Origin of the sequence: Lentzea sp. NPDC051213 (genome assembly GCF_044455585.1) — a bacterium.
In the GTDB taxonomy this organism is placed as follows: Bacteria; Actinomycetota; Actinomycetes; order Mycobacteriales; family Pseudonocardiaceae; genus Lentzea.
The window spans coordinates 1-20,565 of sequence record NZ_JBITEX010000010.1 but is presented as its reverse complement, the minus strand read 5'-3'; the positions used below and the strand labels follow the sequence as shown (position 1 = coordinate 20,565).

The 20,565-nt window shown below is 69.2% G+C and carries 16 protein-coding genes and 1 tRNA gene; 10 read left to right on the top strand and 7 right to left on the bottom strand.

Features of this window, described 5'->3' with window-relative positions; translation table 11 throughout:
- Window positions 1–281: 281 nt before the first annotated feature.
- The 5 genes from ACIA8G_RS36445 to ACIA8G_RS36425 form a co-directional block, all read right to left on the bottom strand.
- On the bottom strand, window positions 282–3,452 hold the full coding sequence (locus ACIA8G_RS36445; RefSeq protein WP_396423309.1) for a PDZ domain-containing protein: 3,171 nt from the start codon (window positions 3,450–3,452) through the stop codon (window positions 282–284).
- 29 nt (window positions 3,453–3,481) lie between these two features.
- Window positions 3,482–4,402, bottom strand: a complete 921-nt coding sequence (locus ACIA8G_RS36440) for a MazG family protein (protein ID WP_396423308.1) — start codon at window positions 4,400–4,402, stop codon at window positions 3,482–3,484.
- A complete protein-coding gene (locus tag ACIA8G_RS36435) occupies window positions 4,399–5,340 on the bottom strand; it encodes a hypothetical protein (RefSeq protein WP_396423307.1) in 942 nt (313 codons plus the stop codon). The genes ACIA8G_RS36440 and ACIA8G_RS36435 overlap by 4 nt, the downstream gene beginning before the upstream one ends.
- A 14-nt stretch (window positions 5,341–5,354) precedes the next feature.
- A complete protein-coding gene (gene mfd / locus ACIA8G_RS36430) occupies window positions 5,355–8,906 on the bottom strand; it encodes a transcription-repair coupling factor (RefSeq protein ID WP_396423306.1) in 3,552 nt (1,183 codons plus the stop codon).
- Between the two features lie 83 nt (window positions 8,907–8,989).
- On the bottom strand, window positions 8,990–9,409 hold the full coding sequence (locus ACIA8G_RS36425) for a RidA family protein (protein WP_396423305.1): 420 nt from the start codon (window positions 9,407–9,409) through the stop codon (window positions 8,990–8,992).
- A 70-nt stretch (window positions 9,410–9,479) separates the two neighbouring features.
- Here ACIA8G_RS36425 and ACIA8G_RS36420 point away from each other — a divergent pair, with 70 nt between their 5' ends.
- Window positions 9,480–10,007 carry a DUF4291 domain-containing protein gene (locus ACIA8G_RS36420; protein WP_396423657.1) on the top strand — a complete coding sequence of 176 codons (528 nt, stop codon included), beginning with the start codon at window positions 9,480–9,482 and terminating at the stop codon, window positions 10,005–10,007.
- 7 nt (window positions 10,008–10,014) lie between these two features.
- On the top strand, window positions 10,015–11,124 hold the full coding sequence (locus tag ACIA8G_RS36415) for a PQQ-dependent sugar dehydrogenase (protein ID WP_396423304.1): 1,110 nt from the start codon (window positions 10,015–10,017) through the stop codon (window positions 11,122–11,124).
- A gap of 21 nt (window positions 11,125–11,145) precedes the next feature.
- On the opposite strand, the gene ACIA8G_RS36410 is transcribed toward ACIA8G_RS36415, so the two are convergent.
- Together ACIA8G_RS36410 and ACIA8G_RS36405 are read right to left on the bottom strand one after the other, a co-directional pair.
- Window positions 11,146–11,748 carry a TetR/AcrR family transcriptional regulator gene (locus tag ACIA8G_RS36410; RefSeq protein WP_396423656.1) on the bottom strand — a complete coding sequence of 201 codons (603 nt, stop codon included), beginning with the start codon at window positions 11,746–11,748 and terminating at the stop codon, window positions 11,146–11,148.
- Window positions 11,749–11,781: 33 nt separating this feature from the next.
- Window positions 11,782–12,723 carry an acyl-CoA desaturase gene (locus tag ACIA8G_RS36405; protein ID WP_396423303.1) on the bottom strand — a complete coding sequence of 314 codons (942 nt, stop codon included), beginning with the start codon at window positions 12,721–12,723 and terminating at the stop codon, window positions 11,782–11,784.
- Between the two features lie 182 nt (window positions 12,724–12,905).
- On the opposite strand from ACIA8G_RS36405, the gene ACIA8G_RS36400 reads away from it, so the two are divergent.
- The 8 genes from ACIA8G_RS36400 to pth all read left to right on the top strand — a co-directional run bounded on the left by ACIA8G_RS36400 (window position 12,906) and on the right by pth (window position 20,435).
- Window positions 12,906–14,045, top strand: a complete 1,140-nt coding sequence (locus ACIA8G_RS36400; RefSeq protein WP_396423302.1) for an alpha/beta hydrolase family protein — start codon at window positions 12,906–12,908, stop codon at window positions 14,043–14,045.
- Window positions 14,046–14,133: 88 nt separating this feature from the next.
- Window positions 14,134–14,204, top strand: a tRNA-Gln gene (locus ACIA8G_RS36395).
- Between the two features lie 22 nt (window positions 14,205–14,226).
- The gene (locus ACIA8G_RS36390) at window positions 14,227–15,915 is read left to right on the top strand and encodes a GGDEF domain-containing protein (RefSeq protein ID WP_396423301.1); all 1,689 of its coding nucleotides are present in this window, start codon (window positions 14,227–14,229) and stop codon (window positions 15,913–15,915) included.
- Between the two features lie 46 nt (window positions 15,916–15,961).
- A complete protein-coding gene (glmU, locus tag ACIA8G_RS36385; protein ID WP_396423300.1) occupies window positions 15,962–17,431 on the top strand; it encodes a bifunctional UDP-N-acetylglucosamine diphosphorylase/glucosamine-1-phosphate N-acetyltransferase GlmU in 1,470 nt (489 codons plus the stop codon).
- Between the two features lie 14 nt (window positions 17,432–17,445).
- The gene (locus ACIA8G_RS36380; protein WP_396423655.1) at window positions 17,446–18,417 is read left to right on the top strand and encodes a ribose-phosphate diphosphokinase; all 972 of its coding nucleotides are present in this window, start codon (window positions 17,446–17,448) and stop codon (window positions 18,415–18,417) included.
- Window positions 18,418–18,710: 293 nt separating this feature from the next.
- Window positions 18,711–19,313: a 50S ribosomal protein L25/general stress protein Ctc gene (locus tag ACIA8G_RS36375; RefSeq protein ID WP_396423299.1), complete on the top strand. Its 603-nt coding sequence runs from the start codon at window positions 18,711–18,713 to the stop codon at window positions 19,311–19,313.
- Between the two features lie 5 nt (window positions 19,314–19,318).
- Window positions 19,319–19,882, top strand: coding sequence for a DivIVA domain-containing protein (locus ACIA8G_RS36370; RefSeq protein ID WP_396423654.1), 564 nt, complete (start codon window positions 19,319–19,321; stop codon window positions 19,880–19,882).
- Window positions 19,872–20,435: an aminoacyl-tRNA hydrolase gene (pth, locus tag ACIA8G_RS36365; RefSeq protein ID WP_396423298.1), complete on the top strand. Its 564-nt coding sequence runs from the start codon at window positions 19,872–19,874 to the stop codon at window positions 20,433–20,435. The genes ACIA8G_RS36370 and pth overlap by 11 nt, the downstream gene beginning before the upstream one ends.
- Window positions 20,436–20,565 lie beyond the last annotated feature (130 nt).

Genomic DNA, 20,565 nt, shown 5'->3' with positions numbered 1-20,565 from the left:
GAAGTCTCGAAGGGCTCGGTCCACCACTGAGAAGTGGGCCGAGAAGGCGGAGGCGCAGCCAACGGCGCCTCATCCGGCGACCCCGTCAAAGCGATCAGCACGAACATGCCGCCCAGCGCCAGGAACGGCACGACGACCACGGCTCCGAAGCACCCGCGACCACTTCGCGGCTCATCACGGTGACTCATCTGGCACACCCCCGAACGGTGACAACTGTTCCGTCTTGTTGATCGTCCACACGGAACAGTCCGTCACAGTTCTTTAGTCACACGATGGGGTGTTCAGGTCAGCGGAGGCAACTCCGGAGCGTGAGCAGCAGGCGAAGATGAAAGGCTTTCCAGAGCCAACGAAACGGCCCTCTCCAGCTGCGGGTCGCGCCCGGAAACACGGTCGGATGGCGACATGACCACCTCGATGTCCGGGTCTACCCCGTAGTTCTCCACTGCCCATCCGTGGCCCTTGAACCACGACGCGTACCTCGGTTGGGTGACCATGGTGCCGTCGACGAGCGTGTAGAGCATGTCGATGCCGATGACTCCGCCCCAGGTCCGGACCCCGACGACGGGTCCGATGCCCAGTTCCTTGATGGCCACGTTCACGATGTCGCCGTCCGAACCGGCGAACTCGTCGGCCACCGCGACCACCGGGCCGCGCGGCGCGTCCTGCGGGTACGACTCGGAGGCCGTGTAGCCGCGGGCGACGGACCAGCCGATGACCTTGCGGCCCAGCTTCTCAATCACGAGCTGGGAGGTGTGGCCGCCACCGTTCTCGCGAACGTCCAGCACCAGTGCCTCGCGGGCCAGTTCCACGCGCAGGTCGCGGTGCAGCTGCGCCCAGCCGGCGCCCATCATGTCCGGCACGTGCAGGTACCCCACCCGGCCGCCGGACACCTTGTGCGTGAACGCACGCCTGTCAGCCACCCACGAGTGGTAGCGCAGCGGCTCTTCGTCAGCCAGAGGCACGACCACGGCCCGACGCAGCTCCCCACCACCCGAAGGCCGCACGGTCAGCTCCACGGGCTTGCCGGCGGTGCCCACCAGCAACGCGCCCGGCCCGGCCAGGTCGACCGGACGACCGTCGACGGCCACGATGGCGTCGCCCGCGCGCACAGCCACGCCAGGAGCGGCCAGCGGCGAACGGGCGTGCGGGTCTGACGTCTCACCGGGGATCACGCGCGCAACGACCCAGTCGGAGCCGGAACGCACCAGATCAGCGCCCAGCAGGCCCTGACGGCGGGACGCCGGTACGCGTGGCGACTCACCCCACACGTACGCGTGCGACGTGCCGAGCTCGCCCTGCACCTCCCACAGCAGGTCGACCAGGTCGTCGTGGCTGCCCACCTCGGCCACCAGCGGCCGGTAGCGGTCCAGCTCGCCCTGCCAGTCGACGCCGCCCATGTCGGTGCGCCAGAAGTGGTCGCGCATGAGCCGCCCGTTCTCGGCGTACATCTGCGCCCACTCCGCGGCGGGGTCGACCACGACCCTGACCCGCGACAGGTCGATCTCGACGTGGTCGGCGGAGTCGTCGTCGACCTTGCTGTCGGACGGCACGACCCGCAGGTCGCCGCGGTCCTCGACGACCATCCGCTTGCCGTCACCGGACACCGCAAACGCTTCCGCGCTGTCGGCCAGCACCTCGGTCTTGCGCTTGCCGAAGTCGAAGCGTTCGAGGACCGTGCGCGGCGGCCGGGAGTCCGGCGAGGCCAGGTTGTCGCCGAGCACCCCGAGCAACGGCCGGCGCAGCCACAGCAACCCGCCCTTGGCCGCCTTCAGGCCGACGTACTCGGCGACCGCGACGGGCACCGGCACCACGCGGTCGGCGAGGCCCTCGATGTCGATCTTCGTGGTGGGCGCCTTCTCGTCCTCGTCGTCGGAGTCCTTGTCCTCGTCACCGACGGGACGGCCGCCGTGCATCGGGGCGAACGGCGACGGCGTGGTCGCGGCCAGCGGCACCAGGTGCGGGCGGCAACCGGTCGGGAACGACAGGTCGAACACGTGCGCGTCGTACACCGGGTCGAACGTGCGGATCGACAGGAACGCCAGGTACTTGCCGTCCTCGGTGAACGTCGGCGAGAAGTCCGCGAAGCGCAGCGGCGTGACGTCCACAACGGACAGATCGGCGGTGTTCGCCATCCTGATCTGCCGCAACGGCGTCGGCCCCGGATGCGACCACGCCAGCCAGCCCGAGTCCGGCGAGAACGCGAGATGCGTGATGTGCGCGTTCGCCCCGGCGACGACCTCGCGCACCTCACCGCTTGCGATGTCCACCAACAACAACCGGCCGTCGTGCGTGGCGACCGCGACGCGCGAACCGTCCGGCGCGGCGGCCAGCGACATGACCCGGCCGAGCTGACCGGAGGCGACGCGGCGCGCGGTGTTGCCCGGCTCGACGCCGCCGACCGGCGCGATCTCCAGGGCCTCTTCGCCCTCGACGTCCGTCACCCACACGACGTGATCGGTCTCGCCGAGCACCTTCGGCAACCGCGCGCGGACGTCCGAGCGCTCCGCCAGCGCGCGCACCGGGCCGTCGCGATGCGTCACCCAGTGCACGGAACCACGAACCTCGACGGCGGAAGCACGTCCGGTGTGGTCGACGCTGAACGACTCGACGTTCCCGGAAGCCTTGACGTGGTGCGGTTGCCGGCCGGTGCGCGGCCCGCCGAGCTTGATGTCGAGCTTGCGCAGGTCCGACAGGCCGTCGAGCAGCCACAGCTCGCCGGCCTGGTGGAAGATCACCCGCGAACCGTCGCTGGAGGCGTTGCGGGCGTAGAACTCCCCTGACGTGTGGCGGCGCAGATCGGAGCCGTCCGGCTGCACCGAGTACACGCTGCCGACGCCCTCGTGGTCGGACAGGAACACGATCCGCCCGTCGACCCACATCGGGTTCGCCAGCGACGACTTCAGGTCGCCGAGGATCCGGGTGAACTCGCCGTCACCGGCCAGATCCACCCACAGCTTGCCCGCCGTGCCGCCGCGATAACGCTTCCAGTTCGCGGGTTCCTGCATGTAGCTGGACGACGTGACGACCTGCCCGTCCGGCCCGAACGAGACGTCGTTGACCCACCCGTACGGCAGCACCTCGGCCGGTCCGCCGTCCAGCGGAACGGCGTGCGCCTGCTTGCGGTTGCGACTCATCTGCCCGGTGGTCGACACGGCGAGCACTCGCCCGTCCGGCGTCCACCCCGATACGGCCGTGCGGCCCACACCCCAGTGCGTCAACCGGCGCGCGGGACCACCGTCCACAGGCGCCACCCGCACTTCCGGCGCACCGTCGATGACGCTGGCCCACGCGAGATGCGCGCCGTCCGGGGAGAAACGTGGTGAGCGGGCCGGTACCTGGTCAGCGGACGCGCGCCAGGCCCTTCCTCCGCCGACGGGCGCGAGCCACACGTCGTCCTCGGCCACGAACGTCACCAAGTCACCGCAAAGGTGCGGATACCGCAGGTAAGTCACGTGATCGACGTTAGCCCACGTTCACCGTTTCAGGAGGGCCAAAACCGACGCCAGTCCCGAACGTTGAGAGATTCCAGGCCTTCTGCCCTGGCCTTGGCCTCCGCCTCACGAACGTTCGCGGCGAAACGGCGGCACACCTGGCGAAGCTCTGTCTCCGGGTCCTCGCCCGCGAGCTTCGCCAGCGCGGTGACGACGAACAACGTCGTGCCCGTGTCGTCACCCTCCGGCAGCAGATCGACGGGGAATCCCGCGCGTTTGGTGCGCTGCACCAGCTTCGCGGCCAGCGCGACCGCGGGCTGACCCAGCGCGACACCGTCCACACTGGACTCGCGGCGCTTCTCGGCCTGCTTGAGCTCCTCCCAGCGGTGCTGCTGCGAGGTCGCGTCGTGCACGGCCGGATCATGACCCTCGAAGACGTGCGGGTGCCGGCCGACGAGCTTGGCCACCAGTTCGGCCGCGACCGCGTCGATGTCGAACGGATCTTCGGCGTGGTCGGCCGCGACCCGTGCGTGGAACAGCACCTGGAGCAGGACGTCGCCCAGCTCCTCGCGCATCGCCGCGCGGTCGCCGTCCTCGATCGCCTCCAGCAGCTCGAAAGTCTCTTCGAGCAGGTACTGCCGCAACGACAGGTGGTCCTGCTCGGCGTCCCACGGACAGCCGCCGGGCGAGCGCAACCGGTGCATCACCGCGGCCGCGTCGAGCAATGCGGCGCCCAGCGGCTCCGGCGTCGTGATCACGTGCGCGCCCGGATAGGCGTCCGGCGAAGTCGTGATCACGACCGCGCCGTCCTCCACGACGGCCGGTGCCGGCCCGTCCACGCCCAGCGACGACCAGAACTCCAGTGCCACGCCCTCGCCCGCGTAGACGGCCGTGGCGGCGCGCAACGCGGGCAGGGCGGCAGCGGGCAGCACGGCGTCGAGCCGCTCGCTGAGGACGACGACGGTGATCAAGACTTGTTCGTCGTCGCGGTCACGCCGACGAAACCGGCCTTCTCACCGGAGCGGGCCACGACCGTCGCGCCGGTCGGGTCCCACACGCCGTAGCGCGGGTTCACCTCGATCGGCAGGTCGGCGGCCAGGGACTGGGCGATCCGCAGGCCGAACGCGGCCAGCAGCTGCGGGTCGATCCGGTCGGCGAGGTCGTCCTCACCGGGGACCGGCGAGACCTTGTTGCGCGCCTTGACCAGCGCGACCATCCAGCTGGACTGCTGCTCGTCGGCCGGGAAGGCGACGACGGTGCCGGGCTGCACGCCCCACAGCATCGTGTGCACCAGCGACGGGTTCTCGGTGACGCGCACCTTCTGGTTCGACGCCGACGCCTGCTGGCCGCCAGTGGTGCGCGGGGCCTCCTGCACGAACCGCGCCATCTTCGAGGGGTCGGCCGCGACCTCGGCGGCCTTCTCCTTCGCTTCCTTCGGGTCCTTGCTCTGGAAGAAGTCGATCGTGACCTCGAGCGTGGAGAGGTTGCGGCGGGCCAGCTCACCCATGATCAGCACGTCGCGGGTGCGGCGGTAGATCGTGGTGGCGTCCTGCTCGCTCTGCTTCGCGGCGGCCTCGGGGCCACCCTTCTCCTGCACCGCGTCGTACACCTTGGTCTCGTCGACCGTGATGTTCTCGCGCTGCCCCGCGTACTCCGCGATCTTGTGCGTGATCTCGTCCGCCAGCACCAGCCGCGAGACCTGGTCGAGCTTGCCCTGGTCCTGCATCTGCTGGGCGGCTGGCTCCTTCTTGAGCACCGTCACGGTGCGGTCCTGGACGGTCTCCAGGTTGATCGCCTGACCCCCGACGATCGCGGCCGAACCGGCCTTCGCCGGGCCGCTGCCACAGCCGGTGGCCAACAGCGCCACAGCAACACCGACCAGCGAGAAACGCTTCAGAACAGTGCTCACGAGGATCTACCCTCTCACGCCGTGGTGACCGGGGTCACGGGAGTCCCCGCCAGTGAGTCGAGGAACGCACCGCACCAGTTCAACAGCTCCTGGTCGCGCAACTGCGGTGCACCCATCCGGCCCCCTGCCGCTCCTTCTGTCGGCCTAGGCACTGTCACGGTGCCCATCGCCTGCTTGTAGACGGCCTTCGGGAAGAGCCGGCGCATCCTGACCAGCTGCGAGTCGAGCAGTTCCAGCTTCGCGAACCGCACGTTCTGCCCCATCGCGATCACCTCGGTGACCCCGTGCCGGCGGCAGGTGTGCCGCAGGCGGGCGACGCTGAGCAGGCGTTCCACCGGTTCCGGCGGCGTGCCGTAGCGGTCCTTGAGCTCGTCCCACACCGACTGCAGCGCGGCCTCGTCCGAAGCGGCCGCGATCTTGCGGTACGCCTCCAGCCGGAGCCGTTCGCCTGGCACGTACTCGTGCGGGATGTGCGCGTCGACCGGAAGGTCCACGCGGACCTCGGCGAGCTCTTCCTCTTCGACGCTCTCCGCCCCCGCGTGCTTGCGGAACGCCTCGACGGCCTCGCCGACCAGCCGGACGTACAGGTCGAACCCGACGCCCGCGATGTGCCCGGACTGCTCGGCGCCGAGGATGTTGCCGGCGCCGCGGATCTCCAGGTCCTTCATCGCGACGGCCATGCCGGCGCCGAGCTCGGTGTTCTGCGCGATCGTCGCGAGCCGGTCGTGCGCGTGCTCGGTCAGCGGGGTCTCCTGCGGGTACAGGAAGTACGCGTACCCGCGCTCGCGGCCACGGCCGACGCGGCCGCGCAGCTGGTGCAGCTGGGCCAGGCCGAGCAGGTCGCCGCGCTCGACGATCAACGTGTTGGCGTTCGAGATGTCGAGGCCGGTCTCGACGATCGTGGTGCAGACGAGCACGTCGTACTCTCGCTCCCAGAACCCCTGGATGAGGTGCTCGAGCTTGTCCTCGTTCATCTGGCCGTGCCCGGTGACCACGCGGGCCTCCGGCACCAGCTCGCGGATGCGCTTCGCGGCCTTCTCGATCGTCGAGACCCGGTTGTGCACGTAGAAGACCTGGCCGTCCCGCATCAGCTCGCGGCGGATCGCGGCACCGACCTGCTTGTCGTCGTACCCGCCGACGTAGGTCAGGATCGGGTGCCGTTCCTCCGGCGGGGTCAGGATCGTCGACATCTCACGGATGCCGGCGAGCGACATCTCCAGCGTGCGCGGGATCGGCGTCGCGGACATGGTCAGCACGTCGACGTGGGTCCGCAGCGCCTTGATGTGTTCCTTGTGCTCGACACCGAAGCGCTGCTCCTCGTCGACGATCACGAGGCCCAGGTCCTTGTAGCGCACGGTCTTCTGCAGCAGCCGGTGCGTGCCGATGACGATGTCGACCTCGCCGTCCGCGAGGCCGTGGATCACCTGCTCCGACTCGGCGGGGTCGGTGAAACGGCTGAGTCCCTTGACGTTCACCGGGAACTGACGCATCCGCTCGGCGAACGTGTTGAGGTGCTGCTGGGCGAGCAGCGTGGTCGGCACCAGAACGGCGACCTGTTTGCCGTCCTGCACGGCCTTGAAGGCCGCCCGCACCGCGATCTCCGTCTTGCCGTAGCCGACGTCACCGCAGATGACGCGGTCCATCGGCACGCCACGTTCCATGTCGGCCTTGACCTCGTCGATCGCGGCCATCTGGTCCTGCGTCTCGGTGAACGCGAACGCGTCCTCCAGCTCGCGCTGCCACGGTGTGTCGCTCGCGAACGCGTGGCCTGGGGCGCTCTGGCGGGCCGCGTAGAGCTGCACGAGCTCGGCCGCGATCTGCTTGACCGCCTTGCGCGCCTTGGACTTCGTGTTCTTCCAGTCGCTGCCGCCGAGCTTGTTCAGCGTCGGCAGCTCGCCACCGACGTACCTGCTGATCTCGTCGAGCTGGTCGGTGGGCACGAAGAGCCGGTCGCCCGGCTGGCCGCGCTTGGACGACGCGTACTCGAGAACGAGGTACTCGCGGGTGGCTCCGGCGACCGTGCGCTGGACCATCTCCACGTACTTGCCGATGCCGTGCTGCTCGTGCACCACGAAGTCGCCGGCCTTGAGCGCCAGCGGGTCCACCGCGTTGCGCCGCTTGGACGGCATCTTGCGCATGTCCCTTGTGGACGTTCCGCCGCGCCCACCGGTAAGGTCGGTCTCGGTGAGCACGACCAGCGCGAGGTCGGGCAGGACGAAGCCGTCCTCCAGCGCACCGCGCACGACCGTGACGGTGGACGCTTTCGGTGCCGCGTCAAGGCTTTCCACGTGGGTGGCGGCGACGTCGGCTTCCTTGAGCCGCTCGACGGCACGTTGCGCCGTACCGGCACCGGGCACGACCAGGACGGCCGCGCCGCCGGTCGCGGTGTGCGCCTTGAGGTCCGCGAACGCGCGCTCCACGTCGCCCTGGTAGGCCTCGACCGGCTTGACATCGAGGTGCACCACGTCCGGCAGGTCGGTGGTGAGCTGGCTGAGCGTCCACCACGGACGGTCGTTCGCCTTCGCCGCCTCCGCGATCTCGCGGATGCTCTGGTAGGCGCTGCGCCCGAGGTCGATCGGCGCCTTGCCACCGCCGGCGGCAGCCATCCAGGAGGCCTCCAGGAACTCCTGGCCGGTCCGCACCAGGTCAGCGGCCCGCGCGCGGATCTTCTCCGGGTCGTTGAGCAGCACGTGCGTGCCCTTGGGCACCACGTCGGTGAGCAGCTGCAGCTCACCGGGGCACAGCGCCGGGATCAGCGCCTCCATGCCCTCGACCGCGATACCGCCGGAGATCTTCTCCAGCATCTCGGCGAGGTGCGCGTCCGACTGGTGCTCCAGCGCGAGGTCGGCCGCGCGCTGCTTCACCTCCTCGGTCAGCAGCAGCTCACGGCACGGCGGCGCGACGAACTCGGTGATCTCCTCCGGCAGCGACCGCTGGTCCTGCACGGAGAACGGCCGGATCTCGCTGACCTCGTCGCCCCAGAACTCGACGCGGTACGGGTGCTCCGCGGTCGGCGGGAAGAGGTCGAGAATGCCACCGCGAGTGGCGTACTCGCCGCGCTTCTCGACCATGTCGACGCGGGTGTAGGCGTTCTCGGCGAGCCGCGTGATCAGCTCGACGAAGTCCTGCTCCTCGCCAGTTTTGAGGTGGACGGGCTTGAGCTCGCCCAGGTCCGGCGCCATCGGCTGGATGAGGCTGCGGACGGTGGTGACGAGGACCTTGATCGGGTTGCCGTCGGGGTGCTTGAGCCGGCGGAGGATCTGCAGCCGGGCACCGACGGTGTCCGCGCGGGGCGAGAGTCGTTCGTGCGGCAGCGTCTCCCAGCTCGGGAACAACGCCACGTTGTCGTTGCCGATGAGGTCTTTGACGACGTTCGTCAGCTCTTCGGCCTCGCGGCCGGTCGCCGTGACGGCGAGCACGGGCCGGACGGTGGACAGGGCCGCGGTGACGAGCGGGCGGGCGGCCAGCGGGCCGTCCAGCTCCAGCTCGGGGACACCGGCGGAATCGATCAGCGAACGGAGGGCTTTGTCGGGCAGGACACCATCGAGCAGGCCGAGCAGCGGCATGTGAGAAACCCCGTCGAGTGCGGAACGCCAGACAGACCCCTGCCTGGGACGAGGGGTCTCACCGACCACCTTAGCTCGTGTGGCTACGCCTTATCGGGTGGCTCCGGAAGGGCCGCCGTGAGGTCGACCTCGACGAGCTGACCTGGGAATCCGAGCTGCGCGACCCCGAGAAGCGTGCTCGCGGTGGTGAACGCCGGCCCGATCGCGGAGCCGGTGAGCCGCCGCCAGACGTCGGCCAGCGCGGCGCCGTCGGTGCTCACCACGTACACGACGGACCGGACCACGTGGCGGGGATCGGTGCCGGCCGCGGCGAGGGCGATCAGGGCGTTCGACACGACCTGGTCGACCTGAGCGGCGAGGTCTCCCCTGCCGACCAGCTCGCCGCCGGGGCCGATCGGGCACTGGCCGGCCAGGTAGGCGGTCCGGCCTGCCTCGACGATCGTGACGTGGTGGTAGCCGGGCGGTTCGTGCAGCTCGGCGGGGTTGATTCGGGTGATCTCCACGCGCCGACCCTGCCACGGCGAAATCGGCTGGCTCCAGCGAATATCGAACGGTCACCCTGTGCGGGTGGAAATGAGAGAGATCAGGGCTGACTACGACGATCAGTCCATCGTGGTCTACCAGGCCTATTCACCCCGGATAGCCGAACCGGCCTTAGCCGCCCAACGGTTCGTGCCTCCGTTCAAGATGGAACGGATGACGTGGATCAAGCCGTCGTTCCTCTGGATGATGTACCGCTGCGGCTACGCCCAGAAGGAAGGCCAGGAGCGAGTCCTGGCAGTGCGAATCACCCGCGAGGGCTTCGACTGGGCGGTGGCGCACGCCCTCGAGAGCAACATCTCCGGCAAGCCGGCGGTGCGCGTCCAGTGGGATCCCGAACGCGGCCTGCACCACGAACCGCTGCAGCACCGATCCATCCAGATCGGCCTGACCCGCGAAGCCGTGCACAAGTACGTCGACGAGTGGACGGTCAGCATCACCGACGTAACGCCGCTGGCCAGGCAGATTCACGAGAAGGTGCGCGCGCAGGACCTGGACGGAGCACGCGCGTTGCTGCCCGTTGAGCGGCCTTACGGAACCTCCACGGCACCAAACGCATAGTTAGGACATGCGCGCACTAGTTGCTGCAGGGTTGGTGCTGGCGGTCGCTTCCTGTTCGTCACCAGAGGCGGGCGGCAACGCACCCTCGACGGCGGCGCCGCCTCAGGGGCTGAAGGTGGAGGAGGTCGCGGCCGGGTTCTCGCACGGCTGGGACGTCGGTTTCCTGCCGGACGGCTCGATGCTGGTCACCGAACGGCCCGGGCGGATCAAGCTCGTCCGCAACGGCCAGGTCACCCCCGTCGAGGTCGATCTCCCCAACCTGCAGGTGCGGGGCGAGGGCGGGCTGATGGGGCTCGTCGTGCACCCGGACGGCCAGCGCTTCACCACCTGCTTCAACACCACGAGCGACGTGCGGCTCGTGACGTACCGGCTGCAGGGCAACAGGGCGACGAAGGTGAAGGACCTGCTCACCGGGCTGCCGTCCAACTCGAGCGGGCGCCACTCCGGGTGCCGGCCGACGCTGGCGCCGGACGGGACGATGTTCGTCGCGACCGGTGACATCGCGCGGGCCTCCAACCCGCAGGACCGCACCAGTCTGGGCGGCAAGGTGCTGCGCATCGACCCGGAGACGGGCGAGGGCGCGAAGGACAACCCGTTCGCCACGTCCGGCAACGCCAACGAGCGGCGGATCTACAGCTACGGCCACCGCAACGTGCAGGGTGTCGTGTTCCGGCCGGGCAGCGGCCAGGCGTTCTCCAGCGAGCACGGGCCCGACGTCGACGACGAGGTGAACCTCCTCAAGGCAGGCGCCAACTACGGCTGGGACCCGTCCAAGGGCGGCACGCAGGGCGGGTACAACGAGAACGTGCCGATGACCGACCTGCAGCGGTTCCCGGACGCGGTCCCGGCCGTGTGGTCCTCCGGGTCGACGACCGAGGCGATCTGCCAGGCGGCGTTCTGGAACGGCAAGCTCGCGATCACCGCGTTGAAGGGCACGAAGCTGTTGCTCTTCACGCTGGACGACGCCGGCAAGGTGCAGAACGTCAGCATCCCCGACGAGCTGAACGACAAGTACGGCCGCCTGCGCGCCGCCCGCACCGCGCCGGACGGCTCGCTCTACATCACGACGTCGAACGGTTCCGACGACAAGCTGCTGAGGCTCACAGGAGACGCGTGAGGCTGCGGAGGAACGGCCCGATCAGGACCGGGGCATGCGCAGCTTGGGCTTGTGCTCCAACGCCGAGAGCCCTTTCCAGGCCAGGTTGACCAGGTGCGCCGCGACCTCGTCCTTCTTCGGCTTGCGCACCTCGAGCCACCACTGCCCGGTCAGCGCGACCATCCCGACGAGCGCCTGCGCGTACAGAGCCGCGAGCTTGCGGTCGTAGCCCTGCCGGGCGAAGTGCACGCCGAGGATGTGCTCGACCTGCGAGGCGATGTCGTTCAACAGCGACGAGAACGTGCCGGAGGACGACGCGACCGGTGAGTCACGCACCAGGATGCGGAAGCCGTCCGTCGAGCCCTCGATGTAGTCCAGCAGCGCGCAGGCGGCCTGCTCGAGGAGCTCGCGCGGGTGACTGCCCTCGTCCAGCGCCGAGACGATCTGCTCCATCAGGCGCTGCATCTCGCGGTCCACGACGACGGCGTAGATGCCTTCCTTGCCGCCGAAGTGCTCGTAGACGACCGGCTTCGACACCGCGGCGCGGTGGGCGATCTCCTCGATCGAGGTCGCCTCGAAGCCCTTTTCGGCGAAAAGGGCCCGGCTGACGTCAAGGAGTTGCTCGCGGCGTTCCTTGCCTGTCATCCGGACCCTGGTCACCGAATCAGCCTACGGCGTTCACTTCTTGACGCTGATCCTGGCCAGTCGCTGCTCACTGGGCCAGCGCACGTTCGTCGCCCAGCCGAACTTCTCGAACAACCAGATCAGCCGGGCCGAGGTGTCGATCTGGCCGCGCTTCACGCCGTGCCGCGCGGAGGTCGGGTCGGCGTGGTGCAGGTTGTGCCACGACTCGCCGAAGCTCAGGATCGCCAGCGCCCAGACGTTGGCCGAACGGTCGCGCGCCGCGAACGGGCGGTCGCCGACCATGTGGCAGATCGAGTTGACCGACCACGTGATGTGGTGCAGGAACGCGACGCGGACGAGGCCGGCCCAGAAGAACGCGGTGACGCCGCCCCAGACGGACCACGTGATCAGGCCGCCGAGAATGCCGGGCGCGACCAGCGAGATCGTCGTCCACAGCACGAAGAGCTTGTCGACCCACACGATGTCCTTGTCGGCCATCAGGTCGGGGGCGAAGCGCTTGTGGTTGGTCTTGTCGCGGTCGAACAGCCAGCCCATGTGCGAGTGCCAGAAGCCCTTGGCGATCGCGGCGGGGCCGGTGCCGAACAGCCACGGCGAGTGCGGGTCGCCCTCGCGGTCGGAGAACGCGTGGTGGCGGCGGTGGTCGGCGACCCAGTCGATGACCGGGCCCTGCAACGCCATCGAGCCCGCGATCGCGAGGGCGATCTTCAGCGCGCGGTTCGCCTTGAAGGAGCCGTGGGTGAAGTACCGGTGGTAACCGATCGTCACGCCGAGCCCGGCGAGGTAGTAGAAGGCGACGAAGAGCGCCACGTCGACCCAGCCGAGGCCCCAGCCCCAGGCGAAGGGAACGGCAGCCAGCAAGGCTACAAAGGGAACGATGACGAACACGTAGACGCCGCTTTGCTCGGCGTTGCTGCGCCGCCCGTCGAACAACGGTTTCGGGCCCTGGTCGGTGGACGGGTCCATCGTCGTGGTCATACAGATACCTCGAGGGGGGATCGGGGGATCAGGGGGTGATGTACCTACGCAACCGTAACTTACGGAAGCGTAGGTTAGGGCCACCTACTTCGCCAGCCCCCACGTGGAAACTCATGGCCAGTTCTCAGGTTCCTGGCGTGGTGTCGCCTGGAATCGAGACGTTGACGCGGGATCATCGGAGGATGGCCAGACGCAAGATCATCCGGATCACCGCGACCTCGTTGCTCGCCCTGCTCGTGCTGGTCACGGTGGCTCTGGGCGGCATCGGCTGGTACTACAGCGGCGAGCTGCTCGAACCGGGGGAAGTGCCGCAGCGCTACCCCGAGACCGCGCTCGGCGTGGACGACAAGAACGTCGTGCTGGCCGAATCCGAGCTCACCCTGCAGCGCGGCACCTTCGGCATCGTCTGGCCAGGCGGCACCGCGAAGGTCGGCGACATCGCGGCGAACAAGGACGGCCGCGTCGAACGCCCGCTGCTGGAGGGCACCGCCCCGCCGGAGGGCACCAAGGTGCGCATCGAGACCGACGTCTACGAAGGCAACCCGAAGACCACGTTGGGCCTGGTCTACAGCGAGGTGCGGGTGCCGTCCGAGCTCGGCGAGATGCCCGCGTGGTTCGTCCCCGCGGCGGACAACAACACGTGGGTGATCACCGTGCACGGGCGGGGCGCGTCCCGCGAGGAGGCCCTGCGCGTGGTTCCTCAGCTGCACGGTGCGGGGTTGCCCGTTCTGCTGATCACCTACCGCAACGACGTCGGCTCACCCGCCTCTCCCGACGGGCTCTACCACCTCGGCGACACCGAATGGCGTGACGTCGAGGCCGGGATCAAGTACGCGCAGAGCCAGGGCGCGCAGAAGGTCGTGCTCTACGGCTGGTCGATGGGCGGCGCGCTCGTGGGCCAGACGCTGGCCCGCTCGAGCGTCGCGGCCGCGGTCAGCGGGGTCGTGCTGGACTCCCCCGTCACGAACTGGACGCAGACGCTGAACCTGCAGGCCGAGAACCGGGGCGTGCCGACGTGGCTCACGCCGATCGCCGAGCTGGTGTCCGGCTGGCGCGCCGGCATCGACTTCGACCGGTTCGACCTGATCCGCAACCCACCGGCGCTGAAGCCGCCGACGCTGCTGTTCCACGGCTCGGCGGACGGCACCGTGCCCACCCAGTCCTCACGCGATCTGGCGACCGCCGCGGCCGGTCTGGGGTGGCCGCTGCAGTACGTGGAGATCCCCGGCGCCGACCACACTTCGGGATGGAATGTGGCGACGGACACGTACCGGAACGCGCTCGGCGACTTCCTGACCAGGTCAATCGGCGCCAAGCCGTGATCATGAGCTGAGCCGGATGAGTGGTGGTTGGACAACAAGAGCACGTCTCGTGACAACATGTGCGCAGGGCGGGCGCGAGTTCGCCCATTCCGCCATGGTGTAAAGGCAGCACCTCTGATTTTGGTTCAGATGGTCCAGGTTCGAATCCTGGTGGCGGAGCAGGACACAAGGTTTGTGGTCTTTGGGAGGTGCGAAGCTGCCCGAGGAAACGGTCGACGAGCAGGGCAACGTGGGCCACCGCCACCACGAGATGTCCGACGCGTGGCTGGTGGGCCGCGCGAGCGAACTTGTCGCCGTGGCCCAGAGCAGCCACCTCGCCGCACAGCTCGAGGCGGCGACCGAGATCGACCACATCCTCGCCGAGGCCCAGGGCCGCGGTGAGCCCCGCATCGTCGCGCAGCTGCTCAGAGCCGCGGCCGTGGTCCGGTTGGTGACGCCTGGGCTGGTCGACATGTCCGACCCGCAGCTCGACGAGATGCTCGCCCACTGCCGCCGCCACGGCCTGATCGTGCTCGAGGCGGACGCGCGGGCGTTGCGCGGACGCAGGTTCCTGCTGGGCAACGCCGAGGACAAGGCGCTGACCGAGATCGCCGCCGCCCTCGCGATGATGCTCGACGAGGAGCCCGAGGCGGACCCGGTGTTCGACAAGCGGACGTGGGACCAGCTGCTGGCCACGACGCTGCAGGACATCGCCCTGGTGCTGACCCAGCTGGGCGTCTACGAGATGGCCGACGACGTGCTGGCCCGCGCGCACAACGCGCTGTGGGAGAGCGGTCAGCCGCACCAGATCTACGTGCACCTCGTGAACAGGACCCGGCTGCGGATCGGGTGGGGACTGCGGCTCGAACGTGTGAACTTCGACGACCAGGCGGCCGACCAGTTCGCCGTCGCGGCGGGCCTCGCCGAGGCCGCGGAGGTGCCGTTCCGGCAGTCGCTGCACCCCGGCAGGCGTGACCTCGACGCCGCCGAGCAGGTGCCGATCCTGGGTGCCGCGCAGGCGCTCACGCACCCCAGCGAGAGCCACCTCGACCGGCTCTGGTCGTTGCGCGGCCTGTCGATGTACGCGCGGGAGCTGATCATCGTCGCGATCGCGCTGGCCAGGTGCCTGGTCCAGGCGAACCGGATGGACGACGCGCTGAAGGTCCTCGGCGACACCCGCACGCAGATGGAGCACGACACGTCGGAACCGTCGCTGGTGCTGTCGCTGGAGCGCGAGTACGCGCACCTCTGCGGCCCGCACACGACGTCCGCGCTGCAGGCCTACAACTCGGCGCTGGAGTACGAGCTGTGGCAGATGCGGGAGTCCCGCGTGGCCACGCTGACGACGCGTCGTGAGCACGAACGGCTGACGCGGGCGCACGGCGCGATCGCGCAGCAGGCGTTGCAGGACCCGCTGACCGGGCTGCCGAACCGGCGGGCGCTCGACGACAAGATGACCGAGCTCATCTCCGGCCAGGTGTACCCGTTCTCCGTCGCACTGGTGGACCTCGACGGGTTCAAGGGCGTGAACGACCGGCACTCGCACGCCGATGGTGATGATGTTCTTCGGGTGATTGCCAGCACACTCCGGCAGGCCCTGCGGGGTGACGACATGGTGGCCCGCTACGGCGGCGACGAGTTCGTCGTACTGCTGCCGGGAGCCCCTCTGCACGCCGCCGAAGCAGCACTCGGCCGGGCCGTGGATGCGGTGGCAGGCTTACCAATCGACCTCTCCCGCGGGGTGACGCTGTCGGTCGGCGTCATCTCCCTGCGGCCGCGCGAATCCGCCAACCAGGCCCTGTCCCGGGCCGACTCGGCGATGTACGTGGCGAAGCGTCAGGGTGGCTGCCAGGTTGCGGCCGTGGCAGGGGAGCCCTCGGCGGAGGCTTAGGCTGGTCGCGGACTTCGAACCACCCAGCCTGTTAGGGAGAGCATTGATGCTCGAGGGCCCTGTCAGCACTGTCGTGCTCGCCGCCGGGGAAGGCACCCGCATGCGGTCGTCCACGCCCAAGGTGCTGCATCGGATCGCCGGACGCTCACTCGTCGAACACGCGGTGCGCGCGGCGGCGGGCACAGACCCCGATCACCTGGCCGTCGTCGTCGGCCACGGCCGTGAAGCGGTCGCCGAGCACCTCGAGTCGCTGGCCGGGGCGCTGGGCCGCAAGGTCACCGTCGCGGTGCAGGCCGAGCAGAAGGGCACCGGGCACGCCGTCTCGTGCGGCCTGGCCGAGCTGCCGCACGACCTGGCCGGGACCGTGATCGTGAGCTACGGCGACGTGCCGCTGCTCGACACCCAGACCTTCCAGGCCCTGCTGGCCGAGCACGCCTCCGCCGGCAACGCCGTGACCGTGCTGACCGCCGTGGCCGAGAACCCCACCGGGTACGGCCGGATCGTGCGCGACGCGGACGGGTCCGTCCTGGGGATCGTCGAGCAGAAGGACGCTTCTGCTGCCGAACAGCTGATCACCGAGATCAACTCCGGTGTCTACGCGTTCGACGCCGCGGTGCTGCGTGACGGCCTGTCGCGGCTGTCCACCGACAACGCCCAGGGCGAGCTCTACCTGACCGACGTGCTGGGCATCGCCCGCGGCGACGGCAGGCGGGTGGGTGCGCTGATCGCGTCCGACCCGTGGCTCGTCGAGGGCATCAACGACCGCGTGCAGCTCGCCGCCGTCGGCGCCGAGATGAACCGCCGGATCGTCGAGGGCCACATGCGCTCCGGCGTCACGTTCGTCGACCCCTCCTCCGCGTGGATCGACGCGGACGTGCAGATCGGCCAGGACGCGCTGATCGAGCCGAACGTGCAGCTGCGCGCCGGCACGGTCGTGGGCCCGCGGGCCCTGGTCGGCCCGGACACGACGCTGTCCGGCGTGACGGTGGGTTCCGGCGCCTCGGTGGTGCGGACCCACGGCAGCGACTCGGTGATCGGCGACAACGCCACCGTCGGCCCGTTCGCCTACCTCCGCCCCGGCACGTCGCTGGGCGTGAAGGGGAAGATCGGCACGTTCGTCGAGACGAAGAACGCGCAGATCGGCGAGGGCTCGAAGGTCCCCCACCTGTCCTACATCGGCGACGCCACGATCGGCGATCACAGCAACATCGGTGCAGCATCGGTGACCGTCAACTACGACGGCGTCAACAAGCACCGCACGATCGTCGGATCCCACTGCCGCACCGGCTCGGACAACATGTTCGTAGCGCCGGTGAGCGTGGGCGACGGCGCGTACACCGGCGCGGGCACCGTCCTGCGCCGCAACGTCCCGCCGGGCGCGCTCGCCGTGTCCGGAGGCCCGCAGCGCAACCTCGAAGGCTGGGTCATCAGCCGACGGGCGGGTACCGCGGCGGCTCAGGCAGCAGAAGCCGCCATCGCTGGCCAGAATGACGAGAAGACAGAGGAGGGTCGCTGATCGTGAACCCGCAGATGCCCGGCACACCGAAGAAGAACCTGATGCTCTTCGGCGGGCGTGCCTACCCGGAGCTGACGGAAGAGATCGCGAAGCACCTCAACGTCACGGTCACCCCGCAGCAGGCGTACGACTTCGCCAACGGCGAGATCTTCGTCCGCTTCGAGGAGTCGGTGCGCGGTTGCGACGCCTTCGTCATCCAGTCCCACACCGCGCCCATCAACCAGTGGCTGATGGAACAGCTGATCATGGTCGACGCGTTGAAGCGCGCCTCGGCCAAGCGGATCACCGTGATCATGCCGTTCTACCCGTACAGCCGGCAGGACAAGAAGCACCGCGGCCGTGAGCCCATTTCGGCCCGCCTGGTCGCCGACCTGTTCAAGACCGCGGGTGCGGACCGCCTGGTGTCGGTCGACCTGCACACCGCCCAGATCCAGGGTTTCTTCGACGGCCCGGTCGACCACCTGTGGGCCATGCCCCTGCTGGCCGACCACATCCGCAGCAAGTACGCGGGCCACGAGATCACCGTCGTCTCCCCCGACTCCGGCCGCACCAAGCTGGCCGAGAAGTGGGCGGACACCCTGGGCGGCACGCCCATCGCGTTCATCCACAAGACCCGCGACCCGCTGCGCCCGAACGAGGTCGTCTCGAACCGCGTGGTCGGCAAGGTCGAGGGCCGGCTCTGCATCGTGATCGACGACATGGTCGACACCGGCGGCACCATCGCCGGCGCGGTGAAGCAGCTCCTGGGCGAGGGCGCCGCCGACGTGGTGATCGCGGCCACGCACGGCATCCTGTCCGGCCCGGCGACCGAGCGGCTGGAGAACTCCGGTGCGCGCGAGGTCGTGTTCACCGACACGCTGCCGATCCCGGCCGAGAAGCGGTTCCCGAACATGACCGTGCTCTCGATCGCCCCGCTGCTGGCCAGGGTGATCCAGGAGGTCTTCGAGGACGGGTCCGTCACGTCCCTGTTCGACGGCAACGCCTGATCTGCTTCTGGAGGCGCGCATCCGGGTCCGGGTGCGCGCCTCCGCCGTGTCCGCACCCGGCAGCAATTGCCCAGGGCACCCCCGATTAGCAACCAGCGAACCACTCACCTACACTGGTCGGGTTGCCTCGGCGAGGGCGAGCTCCACAGGCTCGGCGTGATCGACGCGGTGGCTTGATGCCGCGCGTGTTGACCCGTTCCGCGCTGCTCGCCGCCGCTGGCCACCACCCCAACGCTGAAAAACTTGTGCACCGCCCCGACGTACAAGGTCAGACTTGTAAGGAGAGCCCCACCGTGTCCGAGGTCAGTCTCGCCGCTGAGCAGCGCACCGAATTCGGCAAGGGCGCAGCCCGCCGTACCCGTCGCGCTGGCAAGATCCCCGCGGTGCTCTACGGCCACGGTTCCGACCCGAAGCACCTGGCCCTGCCGGCGCTCGAGTTCGCCCGTGTTGTCCGTGAGCACGGTCAGAACGCCGTCCTCACCCTCGCCATCGATGGCGGTAGTGAGCTGGCGCTGACCAAGACCGTCACCACGCACCCCATCAAGAACTACATCGAGCACGTCGACCTCCTGCTCGTCAAGCGCGGCGAGAAGGTCACCGTCGAGGTGCCGCTGGTCATCTCCGGCGAGCCCGTCTCGGGCACGCTGTTGACCCAGGACCTCAGCACGATCCAGATCGAGGCCGAGGCGCTGCACATCCCGGACCAGATCGAGCTGTCGATCGCCGGTGTCGCGGCTGGTACGCAGATCCACGCGAGCGATCTGACGCTGCCGGAAGGCGCCGTCCTGGTCACCGACGGCGACGCTCTGGTCGTCGCGGTGAACGAGGCGCCGTCCGCGGCGCAGCTCGAGGGTGACGAGGCCGCCGCGCCGGCCGAGGCCACCGAGGAAAGCTGAGCCCCATCACGTCGGGCCGGACAGACGGCGCGCCACCCCCTCACGAGGGGGGAGGCGCGCCGTCTGCGTACCTGCGGCCGACCGAGATCAGGGCCAAGACCTTCCGCCGCAAGCGGCAGGGCTACGACCCGCAGCAGGTGAACGAGTTCCTGCTGATCATCGCCGACGCACTGGCCGGCAGGCTCCGCCTGGACCCGGACCACGTGCGCACCGTCAGGTTCGCCTCGGTCCCCAACGGCTACGACCCGCTGAGCGTCGACGGTGTCCTGCACCTGCTCGAGTTCCAGGTCCGCAACGGCATCGTGCCGCCGACGGGCCTGAACACCGGCGAGGACCTGTACGAGCGCAAGCTGCCGAAAGCCGGCACCGGATACGATCGCGCCGAAGTCGACGCCTTCCTCGTCCGAGCCGCGGCCAAACTGGACGGCCGGGGTGCCATGACCTCCACCGAGGTCCGCAACACCCGGTTCAGCACCACGTCCGGCCTGCTGGGCAAGGGCTACCAGGTGCAGGCCGTGGACGCGTTGCTGGACGATCTCGAGCAGGAGTTGCGGTTCCGTGGACGATGAGCTGACCCTGGTCGTCGGCCTGGGCAACCCAGGCCCGAAGTACGAGGGCAACCGCCACAACATCGGCTTCCTGATCCTCGACGAACTCGCCGGCCGAGTCGGCGGCAAGTTCAAGGCCCACAAGTCCGGCGCCGAGATCGTCGAGGGCCGGCTGAACGGCCACCGAGTAGTGCTCGCTAAGCCGCGCAGCTTCATGAACCTCTCCGGCGGCCCGGTCTCGAGCGCCGTGAAGTTCTTCAAGCCCACCACCATCGTCGTGATCCACGACGAGCTGGACCTCCCGTTCGCCGCCATCCGCATGAAGCTCGGCGGGGGCGACAACGGCCACAACGGACTCCGCTCCATCACGAAGTCCCTGGGTACCAAGGACTACCACCGCGTCCGCTTCGGTGTGGACCGGCCGTCTGGGCGTCAGGACCCTGCCGATTACGTGTTGAAGGACTTCTCGACCGTGGAGCGCAAGCAGCTTGCGTTGGAGATCGATCGGGCGGCGGACGCTGCTGAGGCTCTCGTTACCAAGGGGCTGGAAGCGGCGCAAAACGCTTTCCACTAGCGGCACACGCTTCCTGCCCGACACCTGGTACTAGATGTACCTGGCTGTCACGTTGGTGACTGGGTGCGGCTGATGGGTGGGTGACCATCGAGGGCGGTGTGACCGCGTTCAGTGTTGTAGTAGTCGAGCC

Bases quoted from the DNA above. Each gene is read 5' to 3' on its own strand.
- ACIA8G_RS36380 (WP_396423655.1), top strand. From the start codon at position 17,446: ATGCCCGGCACACCGAAGAAGAACCTGATGCTCTTCGGCGGGCGTGCC.
- ACIA8G_RS36400 (WP_396423302.1), top strand. From the start codon at position 12,906: ATGGCCAGACGCAAGATCATCCGGATCACCGCGACCTCGTTGCTCGCC.
- mfd (WP_396423306.1), bottom strand. From the start codon at position 8,906: ATGCCGCTGCTCGGCCTGCTCGATGGTGTCCTGCCCGACAAAGCCCTC.
- ACIA8G_RS36415 (WP_396423304.1), top strand. From the start codon at position 10,015: ATGCGCGCACTAGTTGCTGCAGGGTTGGTGCTGGCGGTCGCTTCCTGT.
- ACIA8G_RS36420 (WP_396423657.1), top strand. From the start codon at position 9,480: ATGAGAGAGATCAGGGCTGACTACGACGATCAGTCCATCGTGGTCTAC.
- glmU (WP_396423300.1), top strand. From the start codon at position 15,962: ATGCTCGAGGGCCCTGTCAGCACTGTCGTGCTCGCCGCCGGGGAAGGC.
- ACIA8G_RS36410 (WP_396423656.1), bottom strand. From the start codon at position 11,748: ATGACAGGCAAGGAACGCCGCGAGCAACTCCTTGACGTCAGCCGGGCC.
- ACIA8G_RS36405 (WP_396423303.1), bottom strand. From the start codon at position 12,723: ATGACCACGACGATGGACCCGTCCACCGACCAGGGCCCGAAACCGTTG.